This is a genomic window from Rhizobium sp. BK008 (genome assembly GCF_014197345.1).
Taxonomy (GTDB): Bacteria; Pseudomonadota; Alphaproteobacteria; order Rhizobiales; family Rhizobiaceae; genus Rhizobium; species Rhizobium anhuiense.
Window position 1 is genome coordinate 118,053 of record NZ_JACIFK010000006.1, and the last position, 16,380, is coordinate 134,432.

At 60.9% G+C, this 16,380-nt stretch carries 16 protein-coding genes; 4 read left to right on the forward strand and 12 right to left on the reverse strand.

All coding sequences use genetic code 11. From position 1 onward, the window contains the following. Positions 1-9 precede the first annotated feature (9 nt). The 3 genes from FHT69_RS22835 to FHT69_RS22845 form a co-directional block, all read right to left on the reverse strand. Positions 10-840: a carbohydrate ABC transporter permease gene (locus FHT69_RS22835; RefSeq protein ID WP_047618991.1), complete on the reverse strand. Its 831-nt coding sequence runs from the start codon at positions 838-840 to the stop codon at positions 10-12. Further along, complete coding sequence (locus FHT69_RS22840; RefSeq protein WP_097596090.1) at positions 840-1,826, reverse strand: carbohydrate ABC transporter permease; 987 nt, start codon at positions 1,824-1,826, stop codon at positions 840-842. Before FHT69_RS22840 ends, FHT69_RS22835 begins: the two co-directional genes overlap by 1 nt. A 69-nt stretch (positions 1,827-1,895) precedes the next feature. After that, the gene (locus FHT69_RS22845; RefSeq protein ID WP_097596091.1) at positions 1,896-3,158 is read right to left on the reverse strand and encodes an ABC transporter substrate-binding protein; all 1,263 of its coding nucleotides are present in this window, start codon (positions 3,156-3,158) and stop codon (positions 1,896-1,898) included. A 268-nt stretch (positions 3,159-3,426) separates the two neighbouring features. On the opposite strand from FHT69_RS22845, the gene FHT69_RS22850 reads away from it, so the two are divergent. Next, complete coding sequence (locus FHT69_RS22850; RefSeq protein ID WP_028758610.1) at positions 3,427-4,440, forward strand: substrate-binding domain-containing protein; 1,014 nt, start codon at positions 3,427-3,429, stop codon at positions 4,438-4,440. Between the two features lie 30 nt (positions 4,441-4,470). On the opposite strand, the gene FHT69_RS22855 is transcribed toward FHT69_RS22850, so the two are convergent. From FHT69_RS22855 to FHT69_RS22890, 8 genes are all read right to left on the reverse strand, one after another. Then, complete coding sequence (locus FHT69_RS22855; RefSeq protein WP_097596092.1) at positions 4,471-5,436, reverse strand: ROK family protein; 966 nt, start codon at positions 5,434-5,436, stop codon at positions 4,471-4,473. A 14-nt stretch (positions 5,437-5,450) separates the two neighbouring features. Further along, the gene (locus FHT69_RS22860; protein ID WP_097596093.1) at positions 5,451-6,152 is read right to left on the reverse strand and encodes a ribulose-phosphate 3-epimerase; all 702 of its coding nucleotides are present in this window, start codon (positions 6,150-6,152) and stop codon (positions 5,451-5,453) included. Between the two features lie 4 nt (positions 6,153-6,156). Then, the gene (locus FHT69_RS22865) at positions 6,157-6,966 is read right to left on the reverse strand and encodes an alpha/beta fold hydrolase (protein ID WP_097543801.1); all 810 of its coding nucleotides are present in this window, start codon (positions 6,964-6,966) and stop codon (positions 6,157-6,159) included. Further along, on the reverse strand, positions 6,963-7,808 hold the full coding sequence (locus FHT69_RS22870) for a sugar phosphate isomerase/epimerase family protein (RefSeq protein ID WP_063473709.1): 846 nt from the start codon (positions 7,806-7,808) through the stop codon (positions 6,963-6,965). Before FHT69_RS22870 ends, FHT69_RS22865 begins: the two co-directional genes overlap by 4 nt. Further along, positions 7,808-8,884 (reverse strand): Gfo/Idh/MocA family protein, encoded by a 1,077-nt coding sequence (locus tag FHT69_RS22875; RefSeq protein WP_097596094.1) that lies wholly within the window; start codon positions 8,882-8,884, stop codon positions 7,808-7,810. The genes FHT69_RS22870 and FHT69_RS22875 overlap by 1 nt, the downstream gene beginning before the upstream one ends. Before the next feature lie 27 nt (positions 8,885-8,911). Next, on the reverse strand, positions 8,912-10,057 hold the full coding sequence (locus FHT69_RS22880) for an ABC transporter ATP-binding protein (RefSeq protein WP_063473711.1): 1,146 nt from the start codon (positions 10,055-10,057) through the stop codon (positions 8,912-8,914). A gap of 322 nt (positions 10,058-10,379) precedes the next feature. After that, positions 10,380-11,321 (reverse strand): PfkB family carbohydrate kinase, encoded by a 942-nt coding sequence (locus FHT69_RS22885; protein WP_047619006.1) that lies wholly within the window; start codon positions 11,319-11,321, stop codon positions 10,380-10,382. Between the two features lie 3 nt (positions 11,322-11,324). Then, complete coding sequence (locus tag FHT69_RS22890) at positions 11,325-12,125, reverse strand: class I fructose-bisphosphate aldolase (RefSeq protein WP_063473712.1); 801 nt, start codon at positions 12,123-12,125, stop codon at positions 11,325-11,327. Positions 12,126-12,356: 231 nt separating this feature from the next. Here FHT69_RS22890 and FHT69_RS22895 point away from each other — a divergent pair, with 231 nt between their 5' ends. Then, a complete protein-coding gene (locus FHT69_RS22895) occupies positions 12,357-13,118 on the forward strand; it encodes a DeoR/GlpR family DNA-binding transcription regulator (protein WP_028758619.1) in 762 nt (253 codons plus the stop codon). A 92-nt stretch (positions 13,119-13,210) separates the two neighbouring features. Here the strand turns inward: FHT69_RS22895 and FHT69_RS22900 are convergent, their stop codons facing one another. Continuing rightward, positions 13,211-14,029 carry a sugar phosphate isomerase/epimerase family protein gene (locus FHT69_RS22900; RefSeq protein WP_097596095.1) on the reverse strand — a complete coding sequence of 273 codons (819 nt, stop codon included), beginning with the start codon at positions 14,027-14,029 and terminating at the stop codon, positions 13,211-13,213. A 259-nt stretch (positions 14,030-14,288) separates the two neighbouring features. Here FHT69_RS22900 and FHT69_RS22905 point away from each other — a divergent pair, with 259 nt between their 5' ends. Both FHT69_RS22905 and FHT69_RS22910 read left to right on the forward strand, forming a co-directional pair. Continuing rightward, complete coding sequence (locus FHT69_RS22905) at positions 14,289-15,437, forward strand: Gfo/Idh/MocA family protein (protein WP_047619015.1); 1,149 nt, start codon at positions 14,289-14,291, stop codon at positions 15,435-15,437. Beyond that, a complete protein-coding gene (locus tag FHT69_RS22910) occupies positions 15,434-16,369 on the forward strand; it encodes an alpha/beta hydrolase (RefSeq protein WP_047619017.1) in 936 nt (311 codons plus the stop codon). The genes FHT69_RS22905 and FHT69_RS22910 overlap by 4 nt, the downstream gene beginning before the upstream one ends. Positions 16,370-16,380: the final 11 nt, after the last annotated feature.

The following is a 16,380-nucleotide window of genomic DNA, read 5'->3' on the forward strand; positions in this document are numbered from 1 at the left end:
CCTACTCCCTCAACCCTTGACGCCGCCGGCGGTCAGCCCCGAAATGATCCGGCGCTGGAATATCAAAACAAGCACGACAACCGGCACGGTGACGATCACTGAAGCCGCCATGATGTTGCCCCAGGGGATCTCGAATTCGCTGTTGCCCGAAAGCAGGGCGATCGCAACCGGGACGGTTCGCTGCGTATCCGACGATGTGAACGTCAGCGCAAAAAGAAACTCGTTCCAGGCGGTGATGAAGGCGAGCAGTCCGGTCGTCACCAGCGCCGGCCACATCAACGGCATGAACACCTGGGTGATGATGACCCAAGGTGAAGCGCCATCGACGATCGCCGCCTCTTCGATCTCGATCGGCAATTCGCGCATGAAGGTCGTCAGCACCCAGACGGTGAAGGGGAGCGTGAAGATCATGTAGGAAAAGATCAGCGCGAAGGGCGTGTTGAAGATGCCGATCCAGCGGATGAGTTCGAAGAGGCCCGCAAGAACGGCAATCTGCGGAAACATCGACACCGAGAGGATGGTCAACATCAACAGTGCCCGCCCGCGGAAGTGTACCCGGGCCAAAGCGAACGAAGCGGTGATCGAAAGTAGCAGCGATGCTGAAACCACGACGCAGGCGATCATCGCGGAATTCGCCAGACTGCGGACGAAACCGCCCTGGCCCATCACGGACGTGTAGTTGCCGAAGGAGATCGAGGTCGGCCAATAATCGACTTTGAAAAGGGCCGTGCCGGTCTTCAGGCTCGTGAGGATCGCATAGTAGAACGGAAATACCGCAATGATGACGATGATTGTGACGAGCAGGTAGAAAAGCGTATTCTTGACGATCGAAAGCAGCATCAACGTTCCTCCCCGCCGAGCTTGACGCGACCGAGCCAGATATAAAGGACGGTTACGGAGGCAATGATGAGGAAAAGCACCGTTGACGCGGTGGCGCCGTAGGCGAACTTGTCGAAGTCGAACAGGTTCTCGCGCGCCATGACCGACATGGTCTTCGTCTGCGCATTGTTGGGCGTCAGAACATAGATCAGGTCGAAGATGCGCATCGCATCCAGCATCCGGAAGATCACGGCAACCATGATTGCCGGTCGGATCAGCGGCAGCGTCAGACGCCAGAAAACCTTGACCGGATTGACGCCGTCGATCTTGGCAGCCTCATAAATGTCTCCCGGAACCATCTGTAGTCCCGCAAGAATCAGAAGCGCCATGAAGGGCGTCGTCTTCCAGACATCGACGATCAGCACTGCGATCATCGCCGTTTCCGGATTGGCGGTCCAGGCAATCTTCTCACTGATAAGACCGAAGCCGAGCAAAATATCGTTCAGGATGCCGAACTGATCATTGAGCATCCAGGCCCACATCTTTGCTGAGACGATGGTTGGGATCGCCCAAGGAATGAGGATTGCGGCCCGTACGATCCCACGCCCGACGAACCGTGCGTTCAGCACCAAGGCGACGATCAGTCCGAGCACGGTCTCGATTACCACCGAAAGGACGGTAAACTTGGCAGTGTTCCAGACGGCGTTCCACCAGACCGGATCGGCAAGCAGTCCGCGATAGACGGTCCTTCCGCTCTTCAGCGTCACCCACGACAAATAATTGTCAAAGCCGACGAACTGCGCATCGCCAAGGTCGTTCAGCGACGCATTCGTAAAACTGAAATAGATCGTTCTGAACAGCGGCCAGCCAGCGACGATTGCCAAGATCAACAGCGTCGGCGCCAGAAACATCCATGCCGATCGGATGCGCTCGGACCGCAGCTCCGTGGAGGATCTGAAATGGGAAACCCTGGGCTTGACTGCTTGTGGAACTACGATTTCGCTCATGCAACGACTATCCCTCGCTAGCTCGTCCGAAGACCGGACCGGCGGCCTGACAGCCGCCGGTCGGAATACTCACCAAGCGTCGCCCTTGAGGGTCGTTAGGTCGGCTTCGAGAAGCTCGAGGTTCTCGGCAGCTGAGCCGCTGCCTGACAAGGTATTGTGCACTGCAGTCCAGAACTTCGAGGACACCTCGTTGTATTTCACCTTGGCCGTCGCCGAAGGGCGTGGCACCGCGTCCTGGAAAATGGGTTTCCAGTTCGGCATGAAGGGCTGCGCGGCAGCAACATCCTTGTCGTCATAAAGATCCGTCAGGGTCGGCAAATTGGACAGTTCGATGGCACGTGCCTTTTGAACGTCCTTCGACGCCAGGAATTTTACGAGCGCGATGGCTGCGTCCTGCTTTTCGGAATATTTCGAAACCGCCAGGTTCCAGCCGCCGAGTGTCGAAGACGGCTTATCGCCGACGGCCGCAACCGGTAGCGTCATCACGTCGAACTTGCCCTTCACCGCGCTGTCGGCACCGTTTCCGAGAGAATAGGCATACGGCCAGTTGCGCATGAAGACGGCGTTGCCGGTCTGCCAGACGCCGCGCGATTCTTCTTCCTGATATGCGAGCACCCCTGGCGGCGAGATCGTGCCGATCCAGCCCTTGGCCCGCTCGAGCGCTGCTGCCGCCTTCTCGTTATTGATCGAGATGGTCCCGTCCGGCTCGACGATCTGGCCGCCGCCGGACGACTTCACCCATTCCAGTCCGTTGCAGGTCAGCCCTTCGTAGGAATTGCCCTGGAAGACGTAGCCCCAGAGGTCCTTCTGTCCGGCCTGGCGTTCTTTATCCTGAACCTCTTTGGCTGTCGCAGCCATCTCGTCCCAAGTCTTCGGCGGCTGTTTTCCATATTTCTCTAGCAGGTCCTTTCGGTAAAACAGCGCCGGAGCATCGGTAAACAACGGCAACGCCACAAGCCGGCCATTGACAGTCTGAGACGCGATGATCGACGGGAAGAACTGGCCGACCACGTCCTTGGCTGCCTCCTTCAGATCGACGAACTGCTCGGCAAGCTGCGGCGCCCAGATGACATCGGTCTGATAAACATCGACGTCCTTGTTTCCAGCAGCAAGCCACAGGCGATATTGGGAAAACTGCTCGCTGCTCGATGACGGCATGGTGACGAGCTTGACATGATTGCCGGTATTCTTCTCAAAAATTGCAAGCTGCTTGTGAAGGAATTCGACGTTTTTGCCGGTGGTATTTGCGGCAAACGAAATTTCAGCGGCACAGACAGAGCCGGCAGCGATGGCGACGCTGAGTGCGGACAAGGCTAAAGCAAACTTTTTCATGATCTCCTCCCAGAAATTGAAATCGATTTGGCAACCAGACCATTGCAGAAGGCCGCAGAGGCGTCAAGCCATTACGATTGTCGATCTTCAGTTGTATTATGATGGGAAAATGCCATATATACAGCGATTAGAGGTACTTCTTGACCTCGCGAGCAAAGATTCAATGTCAAGAAATTGAAATCGATTTCAATTTTTGCCGGATTGGCACTTGCCCGTTGCGCATCGCCAACGCTTCGTCCATTGATTGCCGGGACAAAGAAGACATTCGATGAAACTTCGTGAATTTGCAAAGCAGCTTGGGCTCTCACCGACGACGGTCAGCCGTGCGCTCAGCGGCTATCCCGAGGTGAGCGAGGCCACGCGCGCCCGGGTTGCGGGCGAAGCAATGCGGCTTGGCTATCGCCCCGATATCAATGCCGTGCGGCTAAAGACCGGGAGAGCCGGGGCGATAGGCGTCATGATGGGGCGTTCGGGAGAAATCCATTTCGCTGAATTCATATCGGGGATGGCGCAGCGCTTGGAAACGGCCGATACCGATATTCTCATCACGCCTATTACCGCGCACAATGATGACGACGAAATGCAGGCCTACCGACGCCTGGTCGAAAGTCGCCGAGTGGATGCAGTGATCATTCATTCGCCGCGCCCCAAGGACCCGCGGATCGAGTTGCTGAACAGCTTGGGCCTGCCTTTCCTGGTTCACGGCCGCTCGGAGACCGAGCACGTTCACGCGTGGCTCGATATCGATAATGAAAATGCCGTGCGTAGAGCCACCGAACACCTGTTCGATCTCGGGCACCGGCGCATTGCCATGATCAACGGCCTGCGGGGCAAGACGTATTCGATCCATCGCGAACATGGTTTTCGGATTGCCCATCAGGAGCGTGGGCTCGTCGTCGATCCCAACCTGATGGTCTGCGATAAATTCTCCGACGAGAGCGGCTTTCGTCATGCCCGCTCTTTTCTGGAGAGCGCGAATGCGCCGACCGCCATCGTTGCCGGTTCCACGATGACAGCGCTTGGTGTCTACCGTGCCGTCCGTTCGCTTGGGATGACGGTGGGTCGGGATGTGTCGGTCATCGCCCATGACGACGTCTTCCCTTATCTGACGGCAGAAAGCATGGTACCGTCACTCTCGACAACCCGATCGTCCATGCGTGCCGCGGGCACGCGATGCGCTGAGCTAACGCTACAGCTTATCGCTGGACGTGCCGTGGATGAGGTTCACGAATTGTGGCCAGTCGAACTGATCCTGAGGGAAAGTACCACCCCGCCGCCCTGACGGAGAGCAACCTCTCGATACGGAAAGGCTCTAAAGCTGATCGATCGCAGGTACCTTGCCGGTCAGAAACGCCAGAGCCGCTGCGCCGACGAGGCCCGAGTTCTGATCCAATGCTGCCAGCATCACCTTGACATCTTTGAATGCCGGCATTGCCGATTGTGTGATGTAGCCTTGAATGCCGGGTTGGAGCCGGTCGAACTCGTGGGAAAGCCCGCCTCCCATCACAATGATATCCGGACTGAAAATGTGGATCAGGCTGGTGAAGCCTCGGCCGAGAATTTCCGCTTCTTCGTCAACCAGTTGATTTGCCAGACGATCGCCATTTCTCGCGGCTGCGAAGATGCTGCGGCTGTCGATGACACCGCCATCGCTGCCTATCGTCGTCCCGCTCGATTCCATCGCCCTTATTTGAGCGCGTCGTGCAAAAGCCGGTCCGGATCCGTAGGCCTCGAAGCAGCCCCTGTTGCCGCAAGGGCAGAGCTCTCCATTCGGCACGACCGACATGTGCCCGACATGGGCGGCCATGCCCTTGCGGCCGCGCACCACGCGACCGTCCGAAATAACGCCGCCGCCAATGCCGGTGCTGACGGTGACATAGACGAGATTATCAAATCCCTTGCCAATTCCGAACTGCCACTCGCCGATGGCAGCGGCAATAGCATCATTCTCGAGGTCGACTGCAAACGGGAACCGCTTCTGCAACTCCGCCTTCAGCGGAAAGTCGACAAAGCCCGGGAGGGTCGGGATATCGGTGGCGACGCCCGTGACCGTATCGAGCGGGCCTGGAGCGGATACTCCGACGCCCACCACCGAAGCCGGGTTCGATGCCGCGAGCAGTCCATCGGCCAGGCCACAAATCTGGGCGAGCACGCGGTCGGGGCCCGCCAGCGCATCCGTTGGTTCGGCTGCGCGCGCCAGAATCCTGCCGTGCTCATCGACAAGGGCAGCGCGGACCTGCGTCCCACCGAGGTCGATTCCAATGGCAACCTGCTGCATGTGAAGACCATGAGTTAGAGTGCGCGGAGCCATGCCATACGCTCGTCGAGCGATGGCGCATTGAAAGCCAGGGAGCCGAGAACGACCGTCTCCGCACCTGACTGGCGCAGGAGAGGCACGGTGTGCTCGCGAATACCGCCGTCGGCCGCAAGCACGATCCGATGCGCCGCACCGCAGCCGGCGATGATCTGCTTGGCCTGTTGCAGCCGGGCGCCGGCCTTTTCGTCGAGGCCCTGGCCCTTCACGCCGATCGCCGTGCCGAGCAATGTCACGAAACTCAGCCGGGAAACATATCTTTCGACCCGCTCGACGGGGGTATCTACCTTGAGAACCATGCCGGCTGCGACACCGCGACGGTCGAGAAGATCGAGAGCCTGGTCGGCGACGCTTTCATTTTCAACGTGAAGACTGATCAGGTCGCTGCCCGCATCGGCGAATTGCTCGATCTGCGACAGGATGATGCTGTCGGCGACCATCAGGTGAACATGGATCGGGCGCGCGGAGACTTTGCGCACCCCGGCAACGAGGTCGGGGAAAAACAACATGGCCGGCGCGAAATGGCCATCGGCGACATCGATATGCAGAATGTCGACGTGAGGATCGACACGCGCGAGATCATCCGCCAAATGCACGAGATCGGCCGACCAGACGGAGAATTCCGCGATCAGGCGATCCTTCGGAAGGTCTTCGATCCAGGTCCTGGAGGGGGTCGTCATTGTTTCAGAGCTCCTTCAGATAATTGCTCATGGCAAGCCGGAAGTCCGCGACATATTGCGGACGGCTCTCAGTCTTCGGGGTGATCTGCGCGAAGCGCGCGCCGGCAATCCGCTCGGCAAGCGCGCGCGCATAGGCGAGAGGATGAATGCTGTCCCGCTCATGGCCGATGACGAGCGTCGGCGTAGTGAGACCGCGGACTTCCTCTTCGGTCACATCAGGACCGTCATTTGAGATCCTGGTGAGCAGTTCGGCGGTCACATCCAAAGGCGTGCGGGAGAAAAAACCGGCAAGCGAGGCCAGATTGTCCGGCGCCTCGGCGGCGAGCCGCAGGCCCACCGGCCCGGCCAGGAATGCGGCCTTTGCCTCGCCCGGCGGCAGAGTTTTCACAAGCCGCCCGACTTCAGCATTGGGCGCCATATTCTCCGGCGCCGACGCCGTCAGCCAGGCCGGCCTTGCAATGATCAGAGCCTTGACAAGATCGGGCCGTTTGACTGCGAGCCGCAAGGCGATCGCAGCCCCCATCGAGATGCCGCCGATCACGACCGGCCATGCGAGGTTTTTCTCGATATAGGCGGCGATATCATCGCAGAAGGTCGCGATCGACATTTGCTCCGGATTGCCGGCTTGGGACTGGCCGTGGCCGCGCGCTTCGATCGTCACCCGGCGGAAACCCATGTCGGGCGGAAAGACCTCATCGGTCTGCGCCGCATCTCCGCATAGGCCATGCTGGAAGATGACGGACACGCCCTCGCCCGCCGTATCCACATTGAGAATGGTCCCGTCGCTGGTTTCGAACGGTTGACCTCGTCTCATCTTCCTGCCTCCGCAGAATTACCGTCGAGGCTATTCTTCAGGAAGGCCGCCACACCGGCCGCCTCCGAGGCCGAAAGACCATGCGTGACGAGACTGCCGTCAAAACCGATCGCCTTGAGACGGCCGAGATAATGCCCATAGTCGAGGACACCCTTGCCGGCGGTCGCGAAACGACCGTCAGGATTGCGGTCTTTCGCATGCGCCATGACGATCCGATCGGCCAGGAGGTCGATGGCGGAAGACACGATGCGCCGCTGCTCATCCAGCGTCGCGACCTCGAAGAGATTGGCCGGATCGAGCACGATCTTGATGCGGGGGCTCGTCAGTGCCGTGATCAGCCGATCGGCTTTCTCAGCCGAGTTGACGACATTGGCAAGCTCGGGCTCGATGCCGAGGTCCACATCATAGCGCTCGGCAATCTCGATGGCCGTCTCCATGGCTTCGAGGAGATCCCGCCACGCCTCCGGCGTGTCGTTGTCGGCGTGGGCCTTCCACTGGTCGATGGGGTCGCGCGTGCCGGTGCAGAGCGTAATCAGGTCGGTCGACATGCCGGCGCAACGCTCGGCCAATGTCGCCAGATTGCGAAGGCCGGCCTCGCGCACGGCGGGATCCGGATGGATCATGTTAAAGGTGCCGGAAACGGCAACGATCTCGACGCCGCTGCTCAGCGCAGCGTCGGCGACCGAGCGGGCCTGGGCTTGCGTGATGATCTCCGGCATCGGCGGAAGGCCAGAACAGGCCATATTGTATTGGGTGCAGGTGAACCCGGCCGCAGCGACCGAATTCAAAACGGTCAAGGGCTCCGTTCCCTCGAAGGTCTTTGCGAAGATCCCGAGCTTCATCACACGCCGCCCGTGACGTCAGCCAGCGCAACCGCCTTGCCGCTTTCGGCCGAACGCGCGACGGCGACCATGGCTCGTACGGATGCCACGCCATCATCGATGTCAGCGCCTTCCATCACCGCGCCGTCCAGAATGGTGCGGGCGAAGCCTTCGACCTGGCGGCGGTAGAAATGGCCGTCGGCGCCGAGAACGCGATGGGTGGCGCCGTCCGCTTCGCGGAAAATGTCCACCTCGCTGCTCTTGTAGTACCATGGGTTATAAGTCTTGCCCAAAATGCTGCCATTTCGGCCATAGATCTGGAAGCCTTCGTGCCAGTCCATGCGCACCTGGACGGTGAGATCGAGATGGCCGAGCGTGCCGGAGGCAAATTCCACGTCCACGAACCAGCACCAGATGCCCGCGCGCTCGGACAGGCGCGCGTTGACGGAAACGATGTCGCCGGCGAAATAACGTGCGGTGTCGATCAGATGGCAGCCGTGCGCAAGCATGTAGTAGCGCCGCAGGTCGGCTTTCGGATTGGCCGAGGGCTTTTTCGCATTGGCGCTGGTGACGATCAGGGGCTGGACCGCATCGGTCATCGGATAGCGGTGCGTGCTGTCGCAATACCAGGCTTTCAGAGCGACCATCTCGCCCATTTCATCGCGGATGAAGGATTTGGCAGCCTGGAGCCCCGCGTCGAAACGCTTCATGTGCCCGACCTGAAACACCTTTCCCGACGTCTCGACAGCGGCCTTCAGTTCAAGGCATTCCTCAATGGTGACACCGACGGGTTTCTCGCACAGGACATGCTTGCCCGCCTGAAGAGCGCGAATGGAGGCCGGGACGTGAAACGCATCGGCGGTGGCGATGATCACGGCATCGAGGTCGGGATCGGCCAGCATCCTGTCGTAGTCGTCATAGGTTTTTTCCGCTCCGTGGGTGATTGCCATACGTTCGCGGAGATCCTCGGCAACGTCGCAAATCGCATAGAGGTCGGCATTGGCCGCCTTGGTGCAGCTCTCGAAGTGCGCGGCCTGGGCAATCTGGCCCGCTCCCAATACGCCGATGCGGAGACGTCGTTCCTGTTTTGCTGGCATCGATGAGCCCTTCTTTCGCTCGTCACTTCAGAGCGCCATATGCGTTTGAGGATGGAAAAAGTGTAGTTTCGCCGGGTCGATTGCCAGATCGATCGATTGACCTGTCTCGACCGCACTGACCGCTTCGAACCGCGCGACGGCGTTGGCGGCCCCGCTCAGGTCTTCGACGGCATCGGGATCGCCCGAGTCGATCCGGACCGCGTCGATCTTCAAATGCACGATCAGCTCGGAGCCGAGCTCCTCGATCGACTTCACGACCACCGGGATCGTCGGATACGAAGCACCGGACGGCAACCGGCTGTCATAGAGATCCTCAGGCCTGACTCCAAAGATCACGGAATTTCCCTCGAAGGCGGAAAGACCGGGCGCGCGTTCGAAGGCGCCGTCGGTCAAGGGAATGGAGAAGCCCGGCAGATGAATTCGCCGGCCTTCCAGACGCCCCTCGAACAGGTTCATCGATGGCGAGCCGATAAAACCGGCGACAAAGGCGTTGACCGGGCGGTGATACAAAGCCTTGGGCGTATCCACCTGCTGAAGCACGCCGCCCTTCAGCACCGCGACCCGATCGCCCATGGTCAGCGCTTCGGTCTGGTCATGCGTCACGTAGATCGTCGTCACGCCCAGCTGTCGCTGCAGGCTGGCGATCTCCGCCCGCATCTGCACGCGCAGCTTCGCATCGAGGTTCGAGAGCGGTTCGTCCATGAGGAATGCCGCCGGCTCGCGGACCATGGCGCGGCCCATCGCAACACGCTGGCGCTGGCCGCCGGAAAGCTGTGCGGGCTTGTTGCCCAACAAGGCTTCCAGCTGCAGGATCTTGGCGATCTCATGCACGCGCTTGGTGCGTTCGGCCTTGCTCTTTCCGGCCAGCTTCATCGAGAAAGCGATGTTGTCGAACACGGTCATGTGCGGGTAAAGCGCATAGCTTTGAAAGACCATGGCAATGTCCCGGTCCTTGGGCGCGAGATCCACCACGTCCTGGCCGCCGATGCTCAGGGTTCCGCTGCTGATTTCCTCGAGCCCGGCAATCATGCGCAGCGCAGTCGATTTTCCGCATCCGGACGGACCGACCAGGATCAGAAACTCGCCGTCATGGATCGTCAGGCTCAGATCCTTGATCGCATGGTAGCTGTTGCCATAGGTCTTGCAGATTTTGTCCAGTACAACCACGGCCACGTCTCGTCCTCCCGTACCAGTCGGATCACATCTTCAGACGGCGCTCCCCGCCGTCTCCGATCCTTTCGACAAGAAGGCTCAGGACTGCGCCTCAAAGTCAACAAAAGAATCGAGGTATGACTCGCCAGAAAGTGCCGATAATTCGGTATATATATCTGAAAAATATATCTATTTATGATGTTTAGTTGCGAGATTTTATTTTTTATCGCGCGTAATTTTTATGGCCGTGCTGCAGGTGTTGAGATCTCGCCGTGCGATCAATTATCCACCAGAGAGGTTTCACTCGACCGATCGGCCAGCGTCGACATCAGGCACCCCGCGCTCATTCCCGGCATTGGGGCAAAGCGAGCGGCACCGGCGCATTCTCCGCCGCCATCCATGCCAGGCATGTCCGGTTGTCCGGCAGGCCCCGGCGCCCTCCCCGTGCGGTCACGGAAATGGCGGCAGCCGCCGTAGCATAGGCAACGCAATCCAGCGGGCTTTTCCCTTCCGCGAGGGCAAGAGCGTAGGCCCCGTGAAAACAGTCCCCGGCGCCTGTGGTATCGACCGCTTGTACTGGATAAGCCGGCACATGCCACCGGACGGCATCGCCACTCTGGCGGAGGTAGGTCCCCCGTTCGCCATCAGTGAGGACAACAGCGGACCGATCCGCAGACCAGAGCTTGTCCAGGATCATCGTCGGATCACGCTTGCCGGTATATTCCTGCCCGAAGGCGAGCGGCAGCACCAGATGGTCAGCGAAAGCCAATATCCGATCCGTCGTGGCACCGACCGTCCATTCGATATCGGCAATCACGGCTAGGCCCAAGGCACGTGCGCGGGCCACGACGCTTTCCGAGTGCGTGGCATAACCGTCGATCAGCAGCACCGGGGCCTGCAGCAGAACATCGTCGGGCAGCGCATCCGACGTGCCGTGCAGCACATCGTCGTCATAGGCAATGAACCGGTCGCCGTCGGGACCGACCGTGATCACGGAGCGGATCGGAGCGGCATCCGCATGGCGGGGAGCCAGCGATATGTCGACGCCGTCACGCTCGAGTTCGCTGCCGGCCACATCAGTCGCGGGCTCATCGCCGAGCCAGCCGATGAAGCCGGCGCGCCCGCCCAGCCGGGCGACGGCAACAAGGGCCGTCGCCACGTTGCCGCCATGGTCGGTGGCGCGTTTCGTCACCTTCCCCTTGCCGGCCGTCAGCCCCCGATCGACATAGATGATGTCATCGATTGCCAGGGCGCCGAAGCCCAGAACCTGGAAAGGGCGCGACACGCCTCAAGCACCGGCCGCCGCCAGCGCGTCCTCTGGCGCCATCCCCTTATGAATGACGAGCTTGAAGGCGCGCGCGGCCATGGTCGTATCGCCATGACCCCAAAGGTTGCGACCGACAACCGCGCCTTTGGCGCCAGCGCGCAACGCTTCGGAAGTCTGGACGAGCGCTCCGAGCAGCGTATCGGTCTTCGGGCCGCCGGCGATCACCACCGGAATCGGGCAGGTCGCAACGGTCTCCCTGAAGGACTCGAAATCGCCGGTATAGCCGACCTTGATCACGTCGACGCCGGCCTCGAAGCCGATGCGCACCGCATAGGCAATCTCATCCGGCGTGAACACGATCTTGCCGCCGTCGGAGAAATCACGGGGATAGACATGGGCGACGACCGGCATCTCGAAACGGGCGGCGGCGTTGACCGTATCGGTGAGCCAGCGGATATACTCTCCTTCGGTGGCGCCGCGCACGGGAATGGCGACCGCCAGAGCGTCCGCACCATAGCGCACGGCATCCTCCGGGGTGGCAATGAGCTGGCGAATGCGGTCGTCGGCGGTGAAGCAACCGCCCTGAATGACGAGCGCTGCCTTTCCGGCATATTCCGACCAGAGGTGACGCGCCGCACCAGGCTGGATGCTGATGTAGTCCGGCCCCCCCGCCATGACGCGCCGGAGCGCGCCCGGCAGGTCGGCAAGCCCGCCCTCACGCACATTGCCATAACCGACAAAATGATCGACGGCGCCTCCGAACAAATGACCCGAGGGGTTCGAGAACAGGCGTGCGAGGCGGACTTTGGTTCCGAGACCCATGGCGAGACTTCCCTTTGTGATGGCTGGTTTTTCAATTGTTGGAGAACCTAACTCGAAAACAAACAAACATTCAATATTTCGATTTCTTTCGTTTTTACGTGGCGAGGGAATTTTTGACGTGCATTTTCGTCGTTCAACGGCTAGTTTTGCAGCAGAAGCCGTGAGCTGAGAGCTCATGCTTTCGTTTTTCAAAAGTCAGATAGTCGCAAAAAGCGACAGTCGGGATCACATATGCTTGCAGAACAGAGGCGGCAGCAGATCATGCTGGAACTTCAGCGGGTGGGTCAGGCACGCACCCGCCAGCTGGCTGAATTCTTCGAGGTCTCGGAAGTGACGATCCGCTCCGATCTCGAAATCATGGACGCGAAGAAGCAGCTGATCAAAACGCATGGCGGCGCGATCGCCCTGCCGTCCGACTCGCCGGCGGCGGCCTTCGAGGAACGCATGCAGCGCAATTTCGATGCGAAACGGCGTATCGCCCAGATGGCTGCGCGGCAGATCATCGACAACCAGTCGATCGTCTTCGACAGCGGCTCGACGCTGCTGCAGGTTGCCATGCAGATGCCGCCGGTCAACAACGTCGTGGTTGCGACGACGGCGATGAACATCGCACAACATCTGATGTACCGGCCAGGGCTCGACGTGCACATGATCGGCGGCCGCGTGTTTCCGAGCACCGTGAGCACGATCGTTTCGGACTCCGACAAGGCGGTCGGTGGCCTCGTCGCCCACCAGGCCTTTGTCGGCGCCCACGCGATCGATCAGGCCTTCGATGTCGTCGACGTCTCCGAGGACATCGCCCGGACCAAGCGCAACCTGGTTCGCATGGCCCGGCGTGTCGTCCTCGTGGCGGATTCGAGCAAATTCGACATCGGCGCCTCCTCGAAAGCCTTCTCGCTGTCGCGTGTCGATCTGATCATCACCGACAGCAACATGCCGCACAGCATCCGCCACCGGCTGGACAAGCTCGGCGTGGAGGTCCGCTACGCGTGACCTGCCGTCCACCTCTTCGCTGCGTAAGAACGCCAGCAGAGACTTGGGCTCCGATCGACGGTTCAGGCCGACAGCGGGGAAAACGAGGCCGGCTAAAATCCGAGACGTCGAAGCGTCTCGCGGTTCACGCGAACCGCCGCGGCGGGATCGGTTCCGGCGTGGTCCGATTCTTCCTCGACCACGATCCAGCCGGTAAACTTCGGCGCATCCCGAACGGCCGAAATCACGGCAGGCACGTCGCAGACGCCGTCGCCCAGCATCGCCCAGACGCCACCGGCGTCGACATCCTTCAGATGCACGTAGCGGATACGCTCCCAATAGGCCGCCAGCGTATCGCCGATCTGCTGGCCGCCACGCAGGATATGGCCGGTATCAGGCACCCAGCCCGCGCGCGAATCCAAGAGAGCAAACAGGCGGTCATAGTCCTCGCGGGTGAAGAGGAGCGTGTTGTGGTGCGAGGAAGGATGGACGGCAACGGCGACACCGGCCGACTGCCCAATCTCGGTCGCACGATTGTAGCACTCGGCCGCAATGGCGAACTTCTCATCGCGCGGGCCATCCGAAACGACCGTCGCCGATCCCATCGAGACCATCGCACCGGGAAAGTTCGCCGCGAAATCGACCCATCGCCGCGCCGTGTCGAGATCGGAGGCAATCTTTTCCGCCACCGTGAAGCCGCTGGCGGAGCCGAAGGCAAAGGAAACCAGCGTCAAACCGGCGTCTGTCAGAGTACGGGCAAAATCGGCAGGATTGAGCGCGTAGTGACCGATCATCGTGTCGGTGATTTCGATGCCGGTATATCCGCCATCGGCGACGGCGCGCACCAGATCGTCCGGGCCGCCGCTCCAGCCTGCGCCGAGCATCTCCCAGGTGAATGTCTGGCAGCCGATCTGCAGCTCAGCATTTTTCATATCTTGGTCCTGACCTATTTATTGATAACAGCCGATACCGAAGTCCTCGGGCCATTTCGCCTCGCCGGCCGAAAGCCCTTCCGCAGGGAGTGCGGATCGAAAACCGGAAGGGCGGCTCTTCTTCGGAGATTGCGACCCCAGTGTCTTGTCATTACGTACGGTCAAATGTTACCGTGCGTCAATATAATTTATTCCCTGCGCTTAAAACGTAACGCACCCTCAACTCTCCGCAGCCGCAACGGCAAAATCAGGTTCCTCGATGACACAGACCAATGGCATGAAACTCAGGATCGGCGTTGTGGGATGCGGCAACATTTCGCTCGCCTATATGCGCAACGCGCCGCTGTTCCGCGGCGTCGAAATCATTGCCTGTGCAGATCTTAACGCCGACGCCGGCAAGCGCCGCGCGGCGGAATTCAATCTGCGCGCGGCCGACGTCGATAGCCTCATTGACGACAAGGACATCGACCTCATCCTCAATCTGACGATCCCGGCTGCGCATTTCGACGTTTCGATGCGGGCGCTGTCGGCAGGCAAGCATGTCTTCACCGAGAAGCCGCTCGGCGTCACGGCCGCGGAAGGACGCCGGCTGGTGGATGCGGCCGCCACCAAGGGCCTTATGCTCGGCTCGGCGCCGGACACGTTCCTGGGGGCAGCCGGACGCCATGCCCGGCGGCAGATGGAAGCCGGCGCCATCGGCAAGCCGGTGACGGGAACGGCCTTCATGATGGGGCGCGGCATGGAGCACTGGCATCCCGATCCCAGCTTTTACTACCAGGCCGGCGCCGGCCCGGTCATGGATATGGGGCCTTACTATCTGACGATGATGGTCAATCTCATGGGGCCGATCCGCCGTGTGCAGGCGGTCGCCACAAGCGGGCAGGAAGAACGGCTCATCACCGCCGAGGGGCCGAAACAGGGCACCACGTTCAAGGTCGGCACGCCGACCAGCGTGCTGTCGCTGCTGGAATTCGATTGCGGCGCCACCGTCACCTTCGGCACCTCCTGGGACGTCTTCCGCCACTCCAACCACCCGATCGAGCTCCACGGTACCGAAGGCTCGCTGCGCCTGCCCGACCCCGACAATTTCGGCGGCTCCGTCGCGCTCTCCAGCCGTGGCGCTCCCTGGCAGGAAACGGATACATCAGGCGAACTCTTCGGGGCCGTCAACTGGCCGATCGCCGCGCCTGATCGCGCCAACTACCGCATGCTTGGCCTTGCCGATCTCGCGCGCGCAATCATCGAAGGCCGCACGCCACGCGCTTCGGGCGATCTCGCCCTGCATGTGCTCGAAGTCATGGAAGCGATCCTGCGTGCGGGTGAAACCGGCGTCGCGCAGACCATTGCGGGTATCGTCGCGCAGCCGAAAGAATTGCGGGAAGACGAAGCAAGGAGCTTGCTCGCATGACGCAACTGGACGAATCCGCCAAACGCGCCCTGGCATGGCCTGGCGATCCGGAAACGGCGGTGGAAAGCTGCACTCCGGCGCAGGCGCGGCAGCAATATCTGGACAGTTTCGCAGGCATCCAGTGGCCACTCGAAGAGGTGGCAGAGATGTTGGAAAGACGTGTGGGCGCCATCAGGGTGAAGATATGGCGCGGCCAAGCAGCGCCGCGCCAAGGGGCGCCGGCCCTGCTTTATCTCCATGGTGGCGGCTTTGTGATCGGCGCGCCGGAAACCCATGAGGATATCTGCCGGACGCTTGCCAATATGGCAGGCGCCGTCGTGGTTTCACCCGATTATCGCCTGGCACCGGAACATCCGTTTCCGGCCGCGATCGACGATTGCGCTGCCACACTTGTTTGGATGACGGAGCAGGCCGATGCACTCGGTATTGATCCCTCGCGCATTATCGTCGGCGGCGATAGCGCCGGCGGCAATCTGGCCGCCGTCGTTGCCCTCCTGGCGCGGGACGGACAGGTGCCGGCCGTCATCGGCCAGGTGCTGATCTATCCGGTGACCGACCAGTTGCAGGCCGCAGACAGCTACTCACGTTACGCAGAGGGTTTCGGCCTGACGGCAGCGGCGATGAAATGGTTCCGGGACCACTATCTGCCGGAAGCCGCGAGCAGGTCGGACTGGCGGGCTTCGCCGCTCAGCGCGATGTCGTTGGCCGGTGTGGCGCCGGCCTTCGTGATCCTTGCCGGACACGACGTGCTGGTCGACGAAGGGGCAGGCTATGCCGAGCGGCTCAGCCGGGAAGCGCAGGCCACAAGCCGGACCTGGCCCGGACAGATCCATGGCTTCGTATCGAAGAGACGGGCCATTCCGGAGGCGCAAGAGGCGCTTGAGGCCATTGCAATGGCGTGGCGCACCATGGACCCCGCGCTTACCCGCTGAGGCCGTAACCC